The organism is Janibacter massiliensis, assembly GCF_900289115.1.
In the GTDB taxonomy this organism is placed as follows: domain Bacteria; phylum Actinomycetota; class Actinomycetes; order Actinomycetales; family Dermatophilaceae; genus Janibacter_A; species Janibacter_A massiliensis.
Genome location: NZ_LT985196.1, coordinates 678,785 through 698,261, shown reverse-complemented (window position 1 = coordinate 698,261; position 19,477 = coordinate 678,785). Strand labels below are relative to the sequence as shown.

Here is a 19,477-nt window from a genome sequence, read left to right as displayed (position 1 = left end):
CGAATGCACGCGGGATGAAACGCGATGGTTCTGCCATTCTTTGGTGTCTGGTGGAAGGAACGCAGCAGGAGCCTGAGCCCCCTCTGTTCGCCGCCTGCAAAGAAGGTGTAGAGGCGATAGCCACTCGGCGGCGCGGGCGCGGGGTGGCCACCGCGGCCGGCGCCGCCGAGCGGGCCGCCAAGCAGGCGGCCGCCACCGGGTCCGCCGCAGCGACCACCGGGTCCGTCGACGCCGCACGCACGGGGTCGGGCGCCACGACCGCGGCCAGCGCCGCCGCCGGGGCCGCGGCCGCCCGCGCGCGGCTGGCGGGCCTCGCCCGCAACGTCGGCGCCCGGGCCACCGACGTCGCCACCGATCGCCGGGCCCGCAAGGAGGCGGTGTCCCAGAGCGAGGAGCGCAAGCGGGTCGGCATCCGGCAGACCGAGGTGCAGGACACCTACGAGAGCCCCGCCCCGTTCCTGCCCGCGTCCGCCGGGGGGCCGCCCTCCCGGCAGCAGACCGCAGCCGTCCTCGCCGGTCTCGTCGTCCTCACCCTCGCCCTGTGCTCGCTGGGCATCTTCGGCTCGCTGAACTCCGGGCAGGACGTCGCCTTCCCCGCGCTGCCGGGGGCCGACACCTCGACCCAGCCGCTCGGCCCGCGGATCCCCGACGACAAGACCGGCAGCGACCGGCAGGTGGCCTTCGACAGCGTCGTCGGCTACGACCCGTTGGGTGACGGGACCGAGCACAACGCCGACACGAGCAAGGCCTGGGACGAGGACAAGGCCACCGCGTGGACGACCGAGGGCTACCAGGCGCCGATCTCCCAGGTGAAGCAGGGCGTGGGCCTGGCCATCGACCTCGGCAGCAAGACGACGCTCGGCAAGGCCGTCCTCGACCTGCCGCAGGCGGCGAACGTCGAGGTCTACGCCGCCCAGAAGCCGCAGAAGGACGGGGCGAAGCTCGTCGGCGGGTCGAAGGGACGCGCCGGGAAGGTGACGCTCACGGCACCTGCCGGGACCACGGGCCGCTACGTCATCGTGTGGTTCACCGACGGTTCCCGCTCGAGCGACGGCGCCTACCGCGCGACCCTGACCGAGATCGCGCTCTACAGCGCCTGAGCCGTGACCGTCCCGGCGGACCGCCCCGACGCCGAGCTCCTCGCGGCGCACGTCGCCGGTGATCCGAGCGCGTTCGGCGAGCTCGTGGCCCGCCACCGGGACCGCGCGTGGGCCCTGGCGCTGCGCACGTGCCGGGACGCCAACCTCGCCGAGGACGCCGTCCAGGAGGCCTTCCTCGCCGCGCACCGCCGGGCGGCCTCGTTCCGCGGTGACGCCGCGGTGACGACGTGGCTGCACCGGATCGTCGTCAACGCCTCGATCGACCAGCTGCGTCGGCTGCGCCCGAGCGACGACCTCGACACCCTCGGTGACCACGCGGGCGCGCTCGCGGCCCCGCACGACGAGCACGAGCGGGCGATCACCCGCCTCGACGTCCACGACGCCCTCGCCCGTCTGCCCGAGGCGCAGCGGGCCGCGCTGGTCCTCGTCGACATGCACGGTGTCCCCGTCGCGGAGGCGGCCACCACCCTCGGGGTCGCGCCCGGCACGGTGAAGTCGCGCTGCTTCCGTGGCCGGGCGGCCCTCGCGCAGCTGCTGGGTGTCGGGGGCGACCGCCCGGGGTCCGACGGCCCACCGCGGGCGCCGGGAACCCATGCCGTCGCCCGCACGTCGGACCCACGAGGGCCGGGACCCGGCACCGGCCGAGCACGACCGGAGAGGAGGCAGCCGTGACCGACCTCGACCCCGACCGTCCGATCGAGGACGACCCGACGGGGATGCGCGCCCTGCTGGCCTCCCTGCCCGACCAGGAGGCGCGGATGCCCGAGGACGTCGCCGCCCGCCTCGACGCCCGGCTGCGGGCCGAGCTCGGCGACCGCCACCCCGGACCCGTCGGTGCCGGCCCGCAGACGGTGGCCATCGACGTGCCGCACCGTCGCCGAGGCCGCCTGCGGCCCGCCCTCGCCGGTGCTGCCGCGGCCGCGCTGCTCCTGCCCGCCGGAGGCGTCCTGCTCGCCCAGACCCTGGGCACCGACCAGTCCGTCGGGAGCGCCGCCCCCGACGCGGTGGCCGGTTCCGACACCGCCACGCGGCCGGGTTCGACCCGGCCGACCGGGTCGACGTCGTCCCGCGGCCTCGTCCCGCTGATCGCCGACCCCGGCTCGCCCGCGTTCGACGGTCCGCAGGTGCCCGTCGCCGCTGCGCCGCGCGCCCTACGGCCGCGCGATCTGCGCGGGGACGTCGCCGGGCTGGTACGAGGTGCGCGACCCGCGCCGGCCGGTCGCCCGAGGCTGTCCGAGGACCGCGCCCTGGCCTGCCTCGACCCCATCGCCGGGGTCGACGGCGCCTTCCTCGGCCGCGGCCGCATCCGCGCTGCGATCGGCGGCACGGGCGCGGACCGCACCGTCGTGCTGCTGGCCCGGGACGCCTCCGGCGAGGGCCGAGCCGTGCTCGTCGACGAGGGGTGCGACCTTCTCGCCGGGCCCGTCGACGTGCCGCCTCCGGCGCGCTGACCCCGCGTACCGACCCGCACCGACCCGCACCGACGCGCGCCGTCCCCCGCCCGTCGTTCCCGCCCGCGGGAACAACCCTTCGTAGACTGGCGTTCCCACCGGCGCCCGCCCCCGACGAAGGACTCCCGTGACCGACCCGATCATCATCTCCGCCGCCACCGGCGCCGGCCTCGCCGTCGGCGCCCTCCCCGAGCGGGAGGGCCCGGACGAGGGCGAGATCCGCGACGTCGTCATCGTCGGCTCCGGGCCGGCCGGCTACACCGCCGCCGTCTACACGGCCCGCGCGAACCTCGCCCCCGTCGTCCTCGAGGGGTCCGTCACCGCCGGCGGCGCGCTGATGAACACCACCGAGGTCGAGAACTTCCCCGGGTTCCGCGACGGGATCATGGGCCCGGAGCTCATGGACAACATGCGCGCCCAGGCCGAGCGGTTCGGCGCGACGCTCGTCACCGACGACGCCGTCTCCCTCGACCTCCACGGCGAGGTCAAGACGATCACCGACGGGTCCGGCCGCGTCTGGCGTGCCCGGGCGGTCATCCTCGCGATGGGCTCGGCGTACCGCGAGCTCGGCCTGCCGAACGAGAAACGCCTGTCCGGCCACGGCGTGAGCTGGTGCGCCACGTGCGACGGCTTCTTCTTCCGCGACCAGGAGATCGCCGTCGTCGGCGGCGGTGACTCCGCGGTGGAGGAGGCCACCTTTCTCACGCGGTTCGCGAAGAAGGTCCACCTGGTCCACCGCCGGGGGGAGCTGCGCGCGAGCAAGATCATGGCGGAGCGGGCCCACGCCGACGAGAAGATCGAGTTCCAGTGGAACAGCCAGGTCACGGCCATCCACGGCGAGGACAAGGTCAGCGGGATCACGCTCACCGACACCGAGACCGGGCAGACGCGCGAGCTGCCGGTGACCGGCCTGTTCGTCGCCATCGGGCACGACCCCCGCAACGAGCTGCTCCAGGTCGAGGGCGGCGAGCCGCTCGTCGAGCTCGACGCCGAGGGCTACGTCGTCGCGCAGGGGCGCTCGTCGCGCACGAACGTCGAGGGCGTCTTCGCGTGCGGCGACCTCGTCGACCACACCTACCGCCAGGCGATCACGGCTGCCGGGTCCGGCTGCGCCGCGGCCCTGGACGCCGAGCGCTGGCTCGCCGACCGTGACCAGGCCGCCGCGCAGGAGCCGCAGGCCTCCCCGTCCTGACGCCGGAGCACCGCGGCCGTTGTCGGTCCGCGGTGATCGACTGACGCACATCCCCCACCCCATCCCCGAGACCGAACCCCGGAAGGAACCATGGCCACGAAGAACACCTCGGACGCGACGTTCGAGAGCGACGTCCTGCAGGGCGACAAGGTGACGATCGTCGACTTCTGGGCGACGTGGTGCAGCCCGTGCCGCCTCATCGCCCCCGTCCTCGACGAGATCGCCCGCGACCACGCCGACAAGCTCGACATCTACAAGCTCGATATCGACGCGAACCCGGAGATCACGGCGAGCAAGGGCATCACCTCCGTCCCGACGCTGCACGTCTACCAGGGCGGCGAGCTCGTCAAGGTCCTCACCGGCGCCCAGGCCAAGCCCAAGCTGCTCCGCGAGCTTGAGCCCTTCCTCGGCTGAGATCACCCCGCGAGTTTCGTTGCTGCGCAGCGGAATCTGCGTGACGAGGGCCCACCGCGTGCGATCGCGGTGGGCCCTCATCCTGTCCCTGCGCGCGCTCGCGCCTCTCGACTCGATTCGGGGTCACCGGATCCGGTGATCACGAGTCGATTCAGGGTGCGCGAGGGGTCAGAGGGTGTTGACCGTGCTCAGGCCTGGGGATCGACACCCATGGCGGCCATGATGCGGTGGAGGTCGTCGACGCTCGCGAACTCGATCGTCACCTTGCCCTTGCGCTTGCCGAGCGTGATGGAGGCGCGGGTGTCGAGGTGGTCCGACAGGGCGGCCGACCAGTCGTCGAGCTGCGGGTGCCGGCCGCCGGGGCGCGGCTGGCTGCGTCGCGGCGCCGGTGCGGCCTCCCCACCGAGCGCGACGATCTCCTCGACAGAGCGCACGGAGAGTCCCTCGGCGACGATCCGCTGGGCGAGCCGCTCCATCGCCGCGCCGTCCTCGACCGCGAGGAGGGCGCGGGCGTGCCCGGCGGACAGCACGCCGGCCGCGACGCGACGGGCGACGACCGGCGGGAGCCGGAGCAGGCGGAGGGTGTTGCTGATCTGCGGCCGGGACCGGCCGATGCGCTGGGCGAGCTCCTCCTGCGTGCACCCGAAGTCGTTGAGGAGCTGCTGGTAGGCGGCCGCCTCCTCGAGCGCGTTGAGCTGGCTGCGGTGGAGGTTCTCCAGGAGCGCGTCCCGGAGCATGTCGTCGTCGTCGGTCGCCTTGACGATCGCCGGGACCGTGTCGCGGCCCGCGGCCCGGCTGGCCCGCCAGCGTCGCTCGCCCATGATGAGCTCGAAGCGGACGGGCGTGCTCGGGTCCTCCTCGCGCAGCGCGGCGAGGGTGGGCTCGTCGAGCCGGCGGACGACGACCGGCTGGAGGACACCGATCTCGCGGATGCTGTGGACGAGCTCGGCCATGTCGTCCTCGTCGAAGACGGTCCGCGGCTGCTTCGGGTTCGGGCGAACGGCGTCGAGGGGGAGCTCGGCGTAGGTCGCGCCGGGCACCGCGGCGAGCTCTCCTTCGTCGGCCGGTGCCGTGGCGACGTCCGGCCGGGGGCTCGTGGCCGCGGACCCGTCCGGGCCGCCGTCCGCGCCGGTGGTGGTGCCCGGGAGGGATGGCGCCGGGCGATCGGCGCCGGGGAAGAACACGTCGACGGGCCGGTCGCCCGCCGGTGCCTGCGGGATGAGGGCTCCGAGACCTCGCCCGAGCCCGCGTCGCTTCTCGCTCATGCCTGCTCCTTCGTCGCTCCACGCTCGGCGATCTCGCGGGCCGCTTCGCGGTAGCTGAGGGCGCCGGTGCCCTGGGGGTCGTACGTGATGACGGTCTGCTGATAGCTCGGTGCCTCGCTGATGCGCACCGATCGCGGCACCGTGGTCGCGAGCACCTGTTCGGGGAAGTGCTCCCGGACCTCGTCGGCGACCTGGGCCGCGAGACGGGTACGGGCGTCGAACATCGTCAGAAGGATCGTCGAGACGTGCAGACCCGGGTTGAGGTGGGTGCGGATCATCTCGATGTTCTTCAGTAGCTGTGAGAGCCCCTCGAGCGCGTAGTACTCGCACTGGATGGGGATGAGGACCTCGTCGGCGGCGACGAACGCGTTGATCGTCAGCAGTCCGAGACTCGGCGGGCAGTCGATGAGGACGTAGTCGGGAACGCGCCGGCCGGTGGAGGTGCAGTGCTCGAGGTACGCGGCGATCGCGGTCTTCATCCGCGTCTCGCGGGCGACGAGCGAGACCAGCTCGATCTCGGCTCCTGCGAGATCGATCGTTGCCGGCGCGCAGCGCAGACCCACGATGTCGGGGCAGTCCTGGATGACCTCCGCCATCGGCGTGCCGTCCACGAGCACGTCGTAGATCGACGGGACCTCTGCACGATGGTCCGCCCCGAGCGCCGTCGACGCATTCCCCTGCGGGTCGGTGTCGATGACGAGGACCTCGAGGCCGCTCGCGGCGAGCGCCGCCGCGAGGTTGACCGAGGACGTCGTCTTGCCGACGCCGCCCTTCTGGTTCGCCACCGTCATCACCCGGGTGCGGGCCGGACGTGGGAGTCGCAGGCCCTCGAGGTCCTTGCGTCGGCGGACGTCCCGGGCGACCGCCTGGGCCAGCGGGGTGTCCGGGATCTCTGCGCTCACGATCGTCTCCGTTTCACGTGAAACGGGCTCCACGGTCTCGGGCTCCGTTTCACGTGAAACGGCGGCCGTGCCAGCGGCCGCGGCCGACCCGGCAGACGGGGCCTCGACGGGATCGACCCGCGCGCTCGGGACGCCGCTCCAGCCGACCGGGTGCGCCCGATCCGCGGACTCCGGGCGCGGTCGGGTCGGCCAGCCAAGGCCGCGGACGACGCAAGGGGTGTCGTTCGACAATGTGCAGCTCCTTCGTTCTGTCCATGATGCCCGGCTGGCACGCGCGTCCCAAACCGGTGCGTACGACATCCACAGGCCCGCGGCATTGTGGATGGCGTTCGCGCTCGTGGGCGGGGGTCAGCCCAGGGGAGGCACCCGAGCGAGGCAGCCCAGCGACTGCCGTCCTGCGCGGCTTGGGCGCGAGCCGTTGAACGCCGATCAGGAGCGAGCGCCCGTCGACCGGACCGGTCAGCCGAAGCGGAGATCCATGACGAGGGTCGTCTCCTCGAGGATCCCGTCCCCGACCTCGTGGACCCCGCCCGCGGTCATGCCGAGCCGCCGGAGGACCGCGGTCTCCTCCGCGAGCTCCTCCCGCGCCGACCGCCCCTTGAGGGCGACGATCCGGCCCGGACGGTCGAGCAGCGGGACGCACCAGCGAGCCAGCTTGTCGATCCGCGCGACGGCGCGGGCCGTGACGATCGGCGCGGAGACACTCCCGGCGACGTCCTCGGCGCGCCCCCGCACGACCTCGACCCGCTCCAGCCCGAGCCGGGCGATCGTCTCGCTCAGCCACGTCGTGCGCCGGAGCATCGGCTCGACGAGGACGACGTCGAGGTCCGGGCGGGCGATGGCCATGGCGATCCCCGGGAGCCCGGCGCCCGAGCCGACGTCGACGATCCGCGAACCCTCGGGGATGACGACCGCCGGCACCGCACAGTTGAGGACGTGCCGGTCCCACAGGCGGGGCACCTCACGGGGCCCGATGAGTCCGTGGGACACCCCGGTGTGGGCGAGCTCGGCGGCGAACGCCTCCGCGAGGGCCAGGCGGTCGCCGAACACCTCGCGAGCGACCTCGGGCGCGTCGGCGACGGTCACAGGGGCCGGATCGGTCATGACGCCGAGCATCGCAGAGGGCCCCGTTTCACGTGAAACGGGACCCTCTGTCCAGTGCTGCGGCGTCGGTCAGACGTTCTTCGCCGGCAGGACGACGACGTACCGCCGGGGCTCGACGCCCTCGCTCTCCGACGCCAGGCCGGCCGCGAGCACCTCGTCGTGGACGACCTTCCGCTCGAAGGCCGACATCGGCTCGAGCTCCTCCGCCTCGCCGGTCTCCTTCACGCGCTCGATCGCGACGCGGGCCAGCTCGACCAGCTCGGTCTTGCGTCCCGCGCGATGGCCGGCGACGTCGAGCATGAGCCGCGAGCGCTCCCCGGTCTCGCTCTGGACCGCGAGCCGCGTCAGCTCCTGAAGGGCCTCGAGGACCTTGCCGTCCTGGCCGACGAGCCGGCGCGGCACCCGTCCCTCCTCGGAGTCGACGATCGACACCGCCGCGCGGTCACCGTCGATCCCCAGGTCGATGTCACCGTCGAGATCGGCGATGTCGAGGAGCGTCTCGAGGAAGTCGGCGGCGACCTCACCCTCACGCTCCAGCTGCCGCTTCTTCGAGGACCCCGCCGGGGCGGCCGCCGCGGACTCCGACGACGACCCCTCCGTCCCCTCGGGCTCGTCCGCCGGGCCCCCGGCGGGGGCAGCGGCATCCGCGGTCGCGGCGCTCGTCACGGCCAGCTGGTCGGTGTCGGTCACGGCGGCCGGTTCGACGACGCCCGTCACGTTCTCGCTCATGCTTCTCCCTCAGTTGTCGGTCTTCGGGGCGTTCTCACGGACGGCCGAGGACCCGGCCGCACGCGCGCCCGCCCCACCGCTCCGCTTCCCGCGCTTGGTCCGCTTCGGCTGGGCTCGCTGACCGGACGGCTTCGACATCGGCCGCCCGTCTGGCGTCCTCGGGTGCTCGACCGCGATGCCCTTGGCCTCGAGCTCCTCGGCCATCTCCTCGTCGTGCTCGCGCTCGCGCCGCTCCTCGGGGGTGTCGAGCGGCTTGCCGGCCTTGCGGCGCCTGTCGTGGAGGTCCTTCTCCGCCTGTGACCCGGGGGCCGGCATCCGACGGATGACGTAGAACTGCTGGAACATCGACCACACGTTGGTGACGAACCAGTAGACGAGGACACCGATCGGGAAGTTGACGCCCGAGACCGCAAAGATCAGCGGGAAGAGGTAGAGCATGATCTTCTGCTGCTGGGCGAGCGGGCCCTCGAGCGCCGACGGCGGCATGTTCTTGCGCATCAGCTGGTGCTGCGTCATGAACGTCGTCACCGACATGAGGATGATGAGGACGATCGTGACGACCTGCGCCTGCCAGCTGTCCGCGCCCATGAACTTGTCCGAGAGCTGCGCGCCGAAGATCGTCGAGCGCTCCGCCTGACCCGCGAGCTCGCGGCTGATCGGACCGATCGGCTTCGCCTCACCGGTGGCGATCTTCTCCAGGCCGTTGAGGACGCGGAAGAGGCCGAAGAAGAACGGCATCTGGACGAGGATCGGCAGGCACGAGGAGAACGGGTTGGTCCCCGACTCCCGGTACAGGGCCATCGTCTCCTCGGTCATCGCCTGGCGCGACTCCGGGTCGGTCTTGCCCTTGTACTTCTTCTGGATCTTCTGGACCTCGGGCTGGATGAGCTGCATCTTGCGCGAGGCGTGGATCTGCTTGACGAACAGCGGGATCATCGCCGCGCGCATGACGAGCACGAGGCCGACGATCGACAGGGTCCACGTCCACCCGCTGTCCGCCGGCAGGCCGATCGCCGTGAGCCCGGCGTGCCAGGCCCACATGATCCACGCGACGAGCCACTCGAACGGGTAGATCAGGGTGCTGAAGAAGCTGCCCATGGGGTCCTTTTCTCGAAGGGGGTCAGGAAGGGTCCGGCGTCCGCGGGAGGCGGAGGGAGGGGTCGTTGCGCCCGGCCCACGTGTCGGGGACGTGGTGGACGCCGCCCCGGGCCCACGGGTGGCACGAGAGCAGCCGGCGCGCGGCGAGGTAGGTGCCGCGGACCGCCCCGAAGCGGCGCAGCGCGCCGAGCGCGTACTGCGAGCAGCTCGGCGTGTACCGGCACGTGCCCGGCGGCAGGAGCGGGGAGAGCGTCAGCTGATAGGCGCGCACGAGCCACACCAGCGGCAGCGCGGCCGGCGAGGTGCGTGACGTGGGTGCGTTCACCGGCCGGCCCGCTCGCCGAGCCGGCGGACGGCCGCGTCGAGGGTGCGGGTGACATCGGCCTCGAGGGCGACGAAGTCCGCCGCGGCGCTTCCGGGGTTGGCCCGGACGACGAGGTCGGTGCCCGCCGGGACCGAGTGCAGCCGCGCCGCGAGGATCCCGCGGATCCGACGCTTGACCCGGTTCCGCTCGACGGCGGAGCCGACGGCCTTGGACACGACGAGACCGACGCGCGGCGGAGCGCCGGTGCGCGCGTCGGTCTGCGTGGCGTGGGTCACGACGAGGCGGGAGCGGGTCCGCACCCCGCGCGGAGACCGGAGCACCGCCGTGAAGTCGCTCGACGCCCGCAGGCGGTGACGACCCGGCAGCACGGCCGGTCTCAGGCGGAGAGCTTCGTCCGGCCCTTGGCGCGACGGTTGGCGAGGATCGCGCGGCCGGCGCGGGTCCGCATCCGCAGGCGGAAGCCGTGGGTCTTCGCGCGTCGACGGTTGTTCGGCTGGAAGGTGCGCTTGCTCATCGGGGAGGGCTCCTCGGGTGGGACCGCGCCGGACGCGCGGAAAGGGGTGGTCGTCGGGCCCCTCGGCCGCGATCGGAGGCCCAGGGGCCGCCAGCTCGGCGCGGATCGGGGGCTCCGGGACCGGCCCGCAGCGGCGGGTCCGGGGAGCACGACCGGGCACGAGAGCGTCCGTGGGCATGCGAAAGCGGCCGAATGGCTCGGACCACGGTACGGGAGGCGCGCTCGAGGGGTCAAACCCACACACGCGGGGGTCGTGCGAGGTGAAAACGATCAAGTGTGCCGCTCACCGGCGCGCCGACGAAGGCGACACGCCGGGGAGTGGCGCCGAATGTCCGGTGTGGCTTGCCGACCCGTGATCGGTCGTCTACCGTCGGCGTCTCGCAGCACTCACGGCCACCTCCGCCCACAGGATGTGGAAAACCGTGTGGACACGGTGCACTCGTCGCACGTGGGGGGCGTCCACCGCACCGTCTGAGCGCTGCAACAGGCGTGACGCCGGCCCCGGCCACGGGTCCGGACCGGGATCAGGGCGACTCAGGAGGAGCGCGGGTGAGCGAGCCGTCCGAGGACCTCGACGCCGTCTGGCGCTCCATCCTCGCGGCCGTGAGCCACGACGGGGTTCCCGCGCCGCACCGTGCCTTCCTCAGTCTGGCCCGCTTCGTCGGCCTCCTCGACGGCACCGCCCTCGTCGCCGTCCCGAACAACTACTGCAAGACCTACGTCGAGCGAGCGCTGCGGGTGCCCGTGACCCAGGCGTTCTCGGCCCACTACGGGCAGGACGTCCGCCTCGCCGTCACGGTCGACCCCGACCTCGACGACACCGAGGACGAGCTGCCCCAGCCGGACGAGGACACCCCGGGCGTCGGGCTCCACGTCGTCCCGGACCGGGCCGACGATCTCGAGGACCCCGAGGACGGCGCATCGCCGACCCACGACCGCACGGCCGCCGCCATCGCGACCCCCGCGCCGACGCCGAACGGGCGCGTGGTCCCCGAGGAGCTCGAGGCCACCCGCCTGAACCCGAAGTACACCTTCGACACCTTCGTCATCGGCGCCTCGAACCGGTTCGCGCACGCCGCGACCGTCGCCGTAGCCGAGGCACCCGCGCGGGCGTACAACCCGTTGTTCGTCTACGGCGGCTCGGGGCTGGGCAAGACCCACCTGCTGCACGCGATCGGTCACTACGCCCGCAACCTCTACCCGAACGTGCGCGTCCGGTACGTGAACTCCGAGGAGTTCACGAACGACTTCATCAACGCGATCCAGGACAACCGGGCCCAGCAGTTCCAGCGCCGCTACCGGGACGTCGACATCCTCCTCATCGACGACATCCAGTTCCTCTCGGGGAAGATGCAGACGCAGGAGGAGTTCTTCCACACGTTCAACACCCTGCACAACGCGAACAAGCAGGTCGTCATCACCAGCGACGTCGCGCCGAAGATGCTCGGCGGCTTCGAGGAGCGGATGCGCAGCCGGTTCGAGTGGGGTCTGCTCACCGACGTCCAGCCGCCCGACCTCGAGACCCGGATCGCGATCCTGCGCAAGAAGGCGATCCAGGAGCGGCTCGACGTCCCCGACGACGTCCTGGAGTTCATCGCCAGCCGGATCAGCACGAACATCCGCGAGCTCGAGGGGGCGCTCATCCGCGTCACGGCGTTCGCGAGCCTCAACCAGGCCGGGGTGGACGTGCCGCTCGCGACGATCGTCCTCAAGGACCTCATCCCGAACGAGTCGGCCAACCAGATCACGATGGCGCTGATCATGGCCCAGACCGCCTCGTACTTCGCGCTGACGATCGAGGACCTCCAGGGGCCCTCCCGCTCGCGCACCCTCGTCAACGCCCGGCAGATCGCGATGTACCTCTGCCGCGAGCTCACCGACGAGTCGCTGCCGACGATCGGCAAGGGCTTCGGCGGCCGCGACCACACGACGGTGATGCACGCGAACAAGAAGATCCGCCAGCTCATGGCCGAGCGGCGCGCGACGTACAACCAGGTCACGGAGCTGACGAACCGGATCAAGCAGCAGGCCGCTGGCTGAGGTCCCGGCCCACCGATCCCCACCCCGTCACCCCCCACGAACATCTCGTCCACACCGTTGTCCACAGGGTGTGGACCACGCGGGTGACCTTTCCCTGCCCTGCGCCCCGCAGGACGCGCCGGTCGCGACGCCCGAGGACCCCCAGGTGACCACGGGGCGACCTTCGATGAACGCACGGTGCTCCTCCGCCCACATGTGGACACCCGCTGTGGACAACGGTCGCGATGCCGTCCCGGGTCGGCCTGTGGATCATCGGCGCCCACCGGGGGATGTCATGCGCACACCGGCAGGCACGACGGTGGACGGCTGTGGACGGCCCTCCTCCGTCCACATCACGCAGCGCTCGCGTGCCGCGGGATCCACCGTCCGTGCACAGCGCGCGGGGCCGCCGTCGGACCCCGCGCGCCCGCCATCGGGGCCGATCACGCGCCCGCGGCACTCGCCCGTCCACAGGATCCACAGCCCCGATGACGATGACTCCTCATCACACGAAGGGGTTTCCGCCCCGAGCACGGGGATGTGGACGGAGCGAGCAGCTCGGGGATCGGCGCGATCGTCATCGCCCGGAGGGGTTAGGGTCGGACTCCCCGAGGAGTGCACACACGTCGGCCGCCCCGGCCGACGAAGGAAGGGCAGGCTGCCGTGAAGTTCCGCGTCGAGCGCGACGTTCTCGCCGAAGCCGTCACGTGGGTCGCCCGTGGCCTGCCGGCCCGCCCCCCGGTCCCGGTCCTCGCCGGCCTGCTGCTCGAGGCGAGCACCGACGGGGAGCTCACCCTCTCGGCGTTCGACTACGAGGTATCGGCCCGGATCACCGTGCCCGCCGAGGTGAGCGAGTCCGGCACCGTCCTCGTGCTCGGACGCCTCCTGGCCGACATCTCGAAGAACCTCCCGAACAAGCCGGTCGACGTCGGCCTCGACGGCTCGAAGGTCCAGGTGACGTGCGGCAGCTCCCGCTTCGCGCTGCTGCAGATGCCGGTCGGGGACTACCCGACGCTGCCGACCTCGCCCTCCCCCTCCGGCACGATCGAGGGCCCGACGTTCACCCAGGCGGTCCAGCAGGTGGCGATCGCCGCCGACCGCGGCGACACCCTGCCGATCCTCACGGGCGTGCGGGTCGAGGTCGACGGCGAGCGGATGACGCTCCTGGCCACCGACCGCTACCGCCTGGCCATGCGCGAGATCACGTGGAACCCCTCGGCCAGCGACGCCAGCCACGTCGCGCTCGTCCCGGCCCGCACCCTCCTGGACACCGCGCGCTCGCTCGGCGCGGCCGGCACCGTCGACCTCGCCCTGGGCGACGCCGCCGGCGGTGAGGGGCTCGTCGGCTTCGAGGCCGGCCGCCGCCGGACGACCTCCCGCCTGCTCGACGGTGAGTACCCGAAGGTGAGCAAGATCTTCCCCGCGTCGACCGAGACCGACGCCGTCGTCAGCACCCACGAGCTCGTCGAGGCCGTCAAGCGCGTCGCCCTCGTGGCCGAGCGCAACACCCCCGTCCGGCTGCGGTTCACCGAGGGTTCGGTCGCGATCGAGGCGGGCACGGGTGACGACGCGCAGGCCTCCGAGGCCGTCGAGGCCACCGTCACCGGTCCGGACCTCGAGATCGCCTTCAACCCCGGCTACCTGCTCGACGGTCTGGGCGCCCTCGGCACGACGTTCACCCGCCTGGGGTTCACGGCGCCCCTGAAACCCGCGATGATCACGGGGCAGGACACCATCGAGGCCGAGGCCGACACGAGCTACCGCTACGTCCTCCAGCCGGTCCGCCTCGCCGGCTGACCACAGCACCCGAGCGTCAGGAGCGAGTCATGCAGCTGGGTCTCATCGGACTGGGCAAGATGGGCGGCAACATGCGCGAGCGCATCCGCCGCGCCGGTCACGAGGTCATCGGGTACGACCGCAACCCCGAGGTCTCGGACGCCGGCTCCGTCGAGGAGATGATCGACCGGCTGCAGGCGCCGCGCGTCGTCTGGGTCATGGTCCCCTCGGGGCAGATCACCCGCGACGTCATCGCCGACCTCGGGGACCGGCTCGAGCCCGGCGACCTCGTCATCGACGGCGGCAACAGCCGCTTCTCCGACGACCAGCTCAACGCCGCGGCGCTGCAGGAGAAGGGCATCGAGTACCTCGACTGCGGCGTCTCCGGCGGCATCTGGGGTCTGGAGAACGGCTACGGCCTCATGGTCGGCGGGGCCGCGGAGAACGTCGAGCGGGCCATGCCGATCTTCGACGCGCTGCGGCCCGAGGGTCCGCGCGACGAGGGCTTCGTCCACGCCGGCGAGGTCGGGGCGGGCCACTACGTGAAGATGGTCCACAACGGCATCGAGTACGGCCTCATGCACGCCTACGCCGAGGGCTACGAGCTGCTGACGAAGAAGGACATCGTCACCGACGTGCCCGGCGCCTTCAAGGCGTGGAGCCGCGGCACGGTCGTCCGCTCCTGGCTGCTCGACCTCATGGTCCTCGCGCTCGAGGAGAACCCGAGCCTGGACGACGTCTCCGACTACACGGCCGACTCCGGCGAGGGCCGCTGGACGGTCGAGGAGGCCATCGCCAACTCCGTGCCGATGCCGGTGATCTCCGCGTCGCTCTTCGCGCGGTTCGCCTCGCGCCAGGAGTCGAGCCCGACGATGCAGGCCGTCGCGGCGCTGCGCGGTCAGTTCGGCGGCCACCAGGTGATGACGACGGCGGAGGGCGACGAGCTGCGCGCGCAGGCGCAGGAGGGCCCGCGCAGCGCGAAGGCCGCGGAGCAGGCCGAGGAGAGCAAGACCGCGCCGCCGACGAGCGCGACGGAGGCGGCGGCCGAGGGTCGCCGGGCCGCGGACGCCGGCCCGTCCTCGGGCGGCGGGTCGACCGGCGGCTGACCGGCGCGTGCACGTCCGTCACCTGACGGTCGCCGACTTCCGCTCGTACGCGTCCGCCGACCTCGCGCTGTCCCCCGGGATCTCGACGCTCGTCGGGCTCAACGGCCGCGGGAAGACGAACCTCGTCGAGGCGATCGGGTGCGTCTCGACGCTCGGCAGCCACCGGGTGTCCTCCGACCAGCCCCTCGTGCGCTTCGGCGCCGAGCGCGCCGTCGTCCGGGCGGCGGTGGTGCGGGCCGGGCGGGAGCAGGTCGTCGAGCTCGAGATCACCCCGGGCCGGTCGAACAAGGCGCACATCGGCCGCGCGCCGGCCCGCCCCCGCGACGTCCTGGGGATCCTCCGCACGGTCCTCTTCGCCCCCGAGGACCTCGCCCTCGTCAAGGGCGACCCCGCGGCGCGGCGACGCTTCCTCGACGACCTGCTCGTCCAGCGGCAGCCGCGGTGGGCCGGGGTCCGTGCCGACTACGACAAGGTCCTCAAGCAGCGCAACGCCCTGCTGCGGTCCGCCGCGCCCGTCCTGCGTCGCGGCCGGCGGGACCGCGCGGCTCCCCCCGACCCCGACGGTCGGGACCCGCGCGCCTCGGCCCTGCACACCCTCGACATCTGGGACGAGCAGATCGCCGGGGTCGGCGCCCAGCTGACGTACGCCCGCCTGCGCCTGCTGCGCGACCTGCGCCCGCACCTGGACGCCACGTACCGACAGGTCGCCGACGCCGACCGGTCCGCGGGCGCGACGTACCGCAGCAGCCTCGACGCGGCATCGGCGACCGAGCCCGTGGCCGCCGCGATCGCCGCGGGCGAGGTCCCCGAGATCGACGACCTGCGGACCGCCTACCTCGACGGGCTGGCCGGGATGCGCGAGCACGAGATCGAGCGCGGGGTGACGGCGCTGGGTCCGCACCGCGACGAGCTGCGCCTCACGCTCGGGGAGATGCCCGCGAAGGGCTACGCCAGCCACGGCGAGTCGTGGTCGTTCGCGCTCGCGCTGCGCCTGGGGGCCTTCCACCTCCTGCGCCACGACCTCGACGACGACCCCGTCCTCATCCTCGACGACGTCTTCGCCGAGCTCGACTCCGGCCGCCGGGAGCGGCTGGCCGCGATGATCGCCGACTGCGAGCAGGTCCTCATCACCGCCGCGGTCCCGGAGGATGTGCCGGAGGCGCTCAGCGGGCACCGGTTCTCCGTCACCGAGGGCAGCGTGACGCCGGCATGACCCAGCCGCCGCAGGTCGGTCCGCCCGCCGATGACGAGGAGGTCGGCGCCGGGGAGCAGCACGGGACGGTCGAGGAGGTCGGTCCCACGGTCGAGGACGCCGCGGCCGCCGCGCTGGCCCGGGCGCGGGGCGCTGCTCGGGCCAAGGGCCTGCGTCCTGGTCTGCGACCCACGCGCCGCCGTCGGCCGGGTGACGGGCTGGTGCCCCGCACCGGGGCCGACCGCGACCCGCTGCTCATCGGGGACCAGATGGACCGGCTCGTCGCCGACCGGGGCTGGCGGGTCGACGTCGCCGTCGGGTCGGTCATGGGGCGCTGGGCCGAGATCGTCGGGCCCGGCGTCGCGGCGCACTCGACCCCGGTCTCGTTCGAGGGTCGTGTCCTCACCGTCCGCGCGGACTCGACCGCCTGGGCCCACCAGCTGCGGCTGCTCTCGAGCTCGCTGCTGGCCCGGGTCGCGGCGGAGATCGGTCCCGACGCGGTCGCCGAGCTCAAGGTCGTCGGCCCGAGCGCCCCGTCGTGGAGCCGCGGCCCGCGCCGCGCGAGCGACGGCCGCGGCCCGCGGGACACCTACGGCTGATCGCCCGGACACCGGTCGATCACGGATCGGACGGGTGCCCGGGCGTCGTCCCCTGTGCCAGAGTGACGGAGCACGACGCTGAGGAGGAGTTGTCGATGACGCGTCCGGAGGACGAGGGGGTCGAGGCTCTCGACGGCATGCTCGAGCAGGGCTCGTCGGGGGCGTACGACCCGTACGAGGACCCCTGGGCCGAACCAGCGGCCGGCGGGTTCCCCTCTCGTGACCCCGACGCGACGGCGAGCCGCTCCCCGGTGGCGAGCGTCGACGCCGCACCGGTCCACCGCCCGGAGGACTACGCCACCGACCCGGGGCTGGCCGGTCATCCGGTGTACGCCCCGCAACCGGGGTACGCCGTGCAGCACCCCGTTCCCGGGGCGCCCCGCCAGGTCGAGCCCCGACGCGGCGGTCCGGCCCCATGGGTCATCGGGCTGGCCCTCGGGTCCCTCCTCCTGCTCGCAGGGCTGGCCATCGGGTTCTCCCTGCTCGGTGGGCGCGGGGTTGCGGACGCCGACGGGCCGACGGTCGTCACGGAGACGACGACGACCGAGGTGACCACCGACAGCGGCGGCACGCAGGGCTCCGCCAGCCCGTCGTCGTCCTCGCCCCCGTCGTCGCGGCGGACCCGCACCCTGCCGGCGGGTGCCACGGCCTGCGGGCGCTCCACCGCCGGAGGACTCAAGGCCGCGATCGGCTCCGACGTCACCTCGTGCGAGTTCGCCGTCAACGTCCGCGACGCCTACGTCGACGCCGGTGGCCGCGGCAACCGTTCGATCCGTGCGTTCAGCCCCAAGACGGGTCGGACCTACACGATGACGTGCCGGGGTGAGCCGGTGACCTGCACCGGCGGCAACAACGCCGTCGTCCACCTCTACTGAGCGTGCGACGCCTGGGTGCGACGGCCCTCGCGCTCGCGCTGGGTGCTCTCGGCGCGTGCGGGACCGGCGCGGACCGAGCCCCCGCGACGGTCACCTCGACCGAGGTCGCGCCGAGCCGGCCCGCCCCGTCCGTCCCGACGACCGGCCCGGCGGAGCGCGTCCCCCGTGCGCTCACGGACGACCTGGCCCGGGTGCGGCGCGCCCATCCCCGCGCGGTCGTCACCGTGGCGTTCGCCCCCGTCGGGCGCCCGCGGACCCCGACCGTCGTCGGGACCGACCCCGGTCTGCCGGCGTGGTCGACGATGAAGGTGCCGATCGTGCTCGCCGCCCTACGGACGCCCTCCCGAGGCAGCGACCAGGTCCTCCGGCGGGACGCGGACGCAGCGATCACCGCGAGCGACAACGACGCCGCGGCGCAGCTGTGGAGCTCGCTCGGTCCCCCGCCGCGGGCGGCCTGCCGCACCGAGGCCGTCCTGCGCGAGGCCGGCGACCGGCGCACCCGCGTCGAGTCCCGCGTCCTCGTCCCCGGGTTCAGCGCGTTCGGGCAGACCCGGTGGCCGGTCGCCGACCAGGCCCGCTTCACGTCCGGCCTGCCGTGCCTGGCCGATGCCGACGAGGTGCTGCCCCTCATGGGGCGGGTGCGGGCGGACCAGCGCTGGGGGCTCGGCACCGACCGCGGGGCGCGGTTCAAGGGCGGTTGGGGCCCGACCCCGCAGGGCTACGTCGCCCGGCAGCTCGGGATCGTCCCGGCCCGCGGCGGGCGGACGGCCGTGGCGCTCGCCGTCCGGCTCCCCGGCGGGACCCACGAGGAGGCGACGGCGATCCTCGGCGACCTCGCGCGCGTCCTCACCGACCACCGCACCGATCTGCCGTCCGGGACCTGCCCCTCCTGACGCCGCGTCGGGTCAGGCGCGCCGACTCAGGCGGCCCGGGACGAGGCCGACGACGCGGCCGAGGAGGACGAGGCCGACGCCGAGGCCGCGACCGGTTCGAGGGTGTCGACGATGTCGTCCATGAGCGCCTTCGCCGCGGGGGCGGTCGCCGCGCTCGCCGTGATCGTCGCGGTGCCTCCGTCGTGCTCGACGGCCATGGCCTCGACCGCGAGCGTGCGGTCCTTGACGGTCATCGTGTAGACTGTGCGGTTCGCCGGCCCCAGCTCCATCGGCACGTCCTTGACGGACAGCACGCGCGTGCGGCTGCCGGGGATGTTCGCCAGCTGGCGGCGGATCTCCTGCTCGTCGGGCAGCGACTGGTTCTCGATCGCGACGAGGTTGACGTTCGCCGTGACCGGCTGCCCCTGCGGGCTGGCCGTGTCGACGGCGACGAGCTCGGCCCCCGTGCCGAACGACGCGAGCATCTCGTTCACCGACATCCCCTGGCGTCGGGCCAGGGCCCGCACGTCCTTCGGCACGGGCGTCGAGCGGTTCGCGCGCAGCGCCGCGACGTCGACGACGGTGAAGTCGTCGGGAACGGCCCAGCGCAGGCCCGACCGGCTCGAGGTCGCCCAGCGGGTGCCGGAGGGCAGGGTCTTCGCGCCGCCGGCCGTCGTCGTCGGGCTGGGGCCGTCCTCGGTCTCCATGGGCGGCAGCGCGTCGGTGGTCGACGTCGCGGTCACCGTCGGGGCGGGCCTGTCGCCGCCGAGCCCGCAGGCCGACAGGCCGCCCACCCCGAGGGCGAGGGCGACGAGCGCGGCGGCGGGGCGGACGGAGCGCGGTGCCATGACACCGAGGGTATCGACGCGTGTCGCGCCTCGTGAATCGACTCGTGGTCACCGGATCCGATGACCACGAGTCGACTCGGTGGGCGCGAGCGCGAC

21 protein-coding genes are annotated in these 19,477 nt (G+C 73.4%); 12 read left to right on the top strand and 9 right to left on the bottom strand.

The genetic code is table 11. The annotated features are described in order from the left end of the window. Positions 1-143 precede the first annotated feature (143 nt). The 5 genes from DAA34_RS03480 (at position 144) to trxA (ending at position 4,157) form a co-directional block, all read left to right on the top strand. Positions 144-1,100 carry a hypothetical protein gene (locus tag DAA34_RS03480; protein ID WP_106817630.1) on the top strand — a complete coding sequence of 319 codons (957 nt, stop codon included), beginning with the start codon at positions 144-146 and terminating at the stop codon, positions 1,098-1,100. 3 nt (positions 1,101-1,103) lie between these two features. Beyond that, complete coding sequence (gene sigM / locus DAA34_RS03475) at positions 1,104-1,772, top strand: RNA polymerase sigma factor SigM (RefSeq protein ID WP_106817629.1); 669 nt, start codon at positions 1,104-1,106, stop codon at positions 1,770-1,772. Then, positions 1,769-2,551, top strand: a complete 783-nt coding sequence (locus DAA34_RS03470) for a hypothetical protein (protein ID WP_106817628.1) — start codon at positions 1,769-1,771, stop codon at positions 2,549-2,551. The genes sigM and DAA34_RS03470 overlap by 4 nt, the downstream gene beginning before the upstream one ends. 127 nt (positions 2,552-2,678) lie before the next feature. Then, positions 2,679-3,743: a thioredoxin-disulfide reductase gene (trxB, locus tag DAA34_RS03465; RefSeq protein WP_407656998.1), complete on the top strand. Its 1,065-nt coding sequence runs from the start codon at positions 2,679-2,681 to the stop codon at positions 3,741-3,743. 90 nt (positions 3,744-3,833) lie between these two features. Beyond that, positions 3,834-4,157, top strand: coding sequence for a thioredoxin (trxA, locus tag DAA34_RS03460; protein WP_106817627.1), 324 nt, complete (start codon positions 3,834-3,836; stop codon positions 4,155-4,157). A 188-nt stretch (positions 4,158-4,345) separates the two neighbouring features. Here the strand turns inward: trxA and DAA34_RS03455 are convergent, their stop codons facing one another. The 8 genes from DAA34_RS03455 to rpmH all read right to left on the bottom strand — a co-directional run bounded on the left by DAA34_RS03455 (position 4,346) and on the right by rpmH (position 10,094). Continuing rightward, positions 4,346-5,422 carry a ParB/RepB/Spo0J family partition protein gene (locus tag DAA34_RS03455; protein ID WP_106817626.1) on the bottom strand — a complete coding sequence of 359 codons (1,077 nt, stop codon included), beginning with the start codon at positions 5,420-5,422 and terminating at the stop codon, positions 4,346-4,348. Then, positions 5,419-6,324: a ParA family protein gene (locus DAA34_RS03450; RefSeq protein WP_325027417.1), complete on the bottom strand. Its 906-nt coding sequence runs from the start codon at positions 6,322-6,324 to the stop codon at positions 5,419-5,421. The genes DAA34_RS03455 and DAA34_RS03450 overlap by 4 nt, the downstream gene beginning before the upstream one ends. A 459-nt stretch (positions 6,325-6,783) precedes the next feature. Then, positions 6,784-7,428: a 16S rRNA (guanine(527)-N(7))-methyltransferase RsmG gene (rsmG, locus tag DAA34_RS03445; RefSeq protein WP_106819755.1), complete on the bottom strand. Its 645-nt coding sequence runs from the start codon at positions 7,426-7,428 to the stop codon at positions 6,784-6,786. A 69-nt stretch (positions 7,429-7,497) separates the two neighbouring features. Further along, the gene (locus DAA34_RS03440) at positions 7,498-8,157 is read right to left on the bottom strand and encodes a Jag family protein (protein ID WP_106817624.1); all 660 of its coding nucleotides are present in this window, start codon (positions 8,155-8,157) and stop codon (positions 7,498-7,500) included. 9 nt (positions 8,158-8,166) lie between these two features. Then, complete coding sequence (yidC, locus tag DAA34_RS03435; RefSeq protein ID WP_106817623.1) at positions 8,167-9,255, bottom strand: membrane protein insertase YidC; 1,089 nt, start codon at positions 9,253-9,255, stop codon at positions 8,167-8,169. A gap of 22 nt (positions 9,256-9,277) precedes the next feature. Continuing rightward, the gene (gene yidD / locus DAA34_RS03430; RefSeq protein ID WP_106817622.1) at positions 9,278-9,580 is read right to left on the bottom strand and encodes a membrane protein insertion efficiency factor YidD; all 303 of its coding nucleotides are present in this window, start codon (positions 9,578-9,580) and stop codon (positions 9,278-9,280) included. Beyond that, positions 9,577-9,948 (bottom strand): ribonuclease P protein component, encoded by a 372-nt coding sequence (gene rnpA / locus DAA34_RS03425; protein ID WP_106817621.1) that lies wholly within the window; start codon positions 9,946-9,948, stop codon positions 9,577-9,579. The genes yidD and rnpA overlap by 4 nt, the downstream gene beginning before the upstream one ends. 8 nt (positions 9,949-9,956) lie before the next feature. Beyond that, positions 9,957-10,094, bottom strand: a complete 138-nt coding sequence (gene rpmH, locus DAA34_RS03420; RefSeq protein ID WP_106817620.1) for a 50S ribosomal protein L34 — start codon at positions 10,092-10,094, stop codon at positions 9,957-9,959. Positions 10,095-10,643: 549 nt separating this feature from the next. On the opposite strand from rpmH, the gene dnaA reads away from it, so the two are divergent. The 7 genes from dnaA to DAA34_RS03385 all read left to right on the top strand — a co-directional run bounded on the left by dnaA (position 10,644) and on the right by DAA34_RS03385 (position 18,554). Continuing rightward, positions 10,644-12,134 carry a chromosomal replication initiator protein DnaA gene (gene dnaA, locus DAA34_RS03415; protein ID WP_106817619.1) on the top strand — a complete coding sequence of 497 codons (1,491 nt, stop codon included), beginning with the start codon at positions 10,644-10,646 and terminating at the stop codon, positions 12,132-12,134. Between the two features lie 642 nt (positions 12,135-12,776). After that, positions 12,777-13,910, top strand: coding sequence for a DNA polymerase III subunit beta (gene dnaN, locus DAA34_RS03410; protein ID WP_106817618.1), 1,134 nt, complete (start codon positions 12,777-12,779; stop codon positions 13,908-13,910). A 29-nt stretch (positions 13,911-13,939) separates the two neighbouring features. Then, complete coding sequence (gene gnd, locus DAA34_RS03405) at positions 13,940-14,995, top strand: phosphogluconate dehydrogenase (NAD(+)-dependent, decarboxylating) (protein ID WP_106817617.1); 1,056 nt, start codon at positions 13,940-13,942, stop codon at positions 14,993-14,995. 7 nt (positions 14,996-15,002) lie between these two features. Further along, positions 15,003-16,208 carry a DNA replication/repair protein RecF gene (recF, locus tag DAA34_RS03400; RefSeq protein ID WP_106817616.1) on the top strand — a complete coding sequence of 402 codons (1,206 nt, stop codon included), beginning with the start codon at positions 15,003-15,005 and terminating at the stop codon, positions 16,206-16,208. Beyond that, positions 16,205-16,786 carry a DUF721 domain-containing protein gene (locus tag DAA34_RS03395; RefSeq protein WP_106817615.1) on the top strand — a complete coding sequence of 194 codons (582 nt, stop codon included), beginning with the start codon at positions 16,205-16,207 and terminating at the stop codon, positions 16,784-16,786. Before recF ends, DAA34_RS03395 begins: the two co-directional genes overlap by 4 nt. A gap of 95 nt (positions 16,787-16,881) precedes the next feature. Then, positions 16,882-17,661 (top strand): hypothetical protein, encoded by a 780-nt coding sequence (locus DAA34_RS03390; protein ID WP_106817614.1) that lies wholly within the window; start codon positions 16,882-16,884, stop codon positions 17,659-17,661. Positions 17,662-17,663: 2 nt separating this feature from the next. Next, positions 17,664-18,554 (top strand): serine hydrolase, encoded by an 891-nt coding sequence (locus DAA34_RS03385; RefSeq protein WP_106817613.1) that lies wholly within the window; start codon positions 17,664-17,666, stop codon positions 18,552-18,554. A gap of 26 nt (positions 18,555-18,580) precedes the next feature. Here DAA34_RS03385 and DAA34_RS03380 read toward each other — a convergent pair whose 3' ends face one another. Continuing rightward, on the bottom strand, positions 18,581-19,381 hold the full coding sequence (locus DAA34_RS03380) for a hypothetical protein (RefSeq protein ID WP_106817612.1): 801 nt from the start codon (positions 19,379-19,381) through the stop codon (positions 18,581-18,583). Positions 19,382-19,477 lie beyond the last annotated feature (96 nt).

Bases quoted from the DNA above. Each gene is read 5' to 3' on its own strand.
- gnd (WP_106817617.1), top strand. From the start codon at position 13,940: ATGCAGCTGGGTCTCATCGGACTGGGCAAGATGGGCGGCAACATGCGC.
- rpmH (WP_106817620.1), bottom strand. From the start codon at position 10,094: ATGAGCAAGCGCACCTTCCAGCCGAACAACCGTCGACGCGCGAAGACC.
- DAA34_RS03395 (WP_106817615.1), top strand. From the start codon at position 16,205: ATGACCCAGCCGCCGCAGGTCGGTCCGCCCGCCGATGACGAGGAGGTC.
- rsmG (WP_106819755.1), bottom strand. From the start codon at position 7,428: ATGACCGATCCGGCCCCTGTGACCGTCGCCGACGCGCCCGAGGTCGCT.
- yidC (WP_106817623.1), bottom strand. From the start codon at position 9,255: ATGGGCAGCTTCTTCAGCACCCTGATCTACCCGTTCGAGTGGCTCGTC.
- DAA34_RS03440 (WP_106817624.1), bottom strand. From the start codon at position 8,157: ATGAGCGAGAACGTGACGGGCGTCGTCGAACCGGCCGCCGTGACCGAC.
- DAA34_RS03390 (WP_106817614.1), top strand. From the start codon at position 16,882: ATGACGCGTCCGGAGGACGAGGGGGTCGAGGCTCTCGACGGCATGCTC.
- DAA34_RS03380 (WP_106817612.1), bottom strand. From the start codon at position 19,381: ATGGCACCGCGCTCCGTCCGCCCCGCCGCCGCGCTCGTCGCCCTCGCC.
- trxA (WP_106817627.1), top strand. From the start codon at position 3,834: ATGGCCACGAAGAACACCTCGGACGCGACGTTCGAGAGCGACGTCCTG.
- DAA34_RS03455 (WP_106817626.1), bottom strand. From the start codon at position 5,422: ATGAGCGAGAAGCGACGCGGGCTCGGGCGAGGTCTCGGAGCCCTCATC.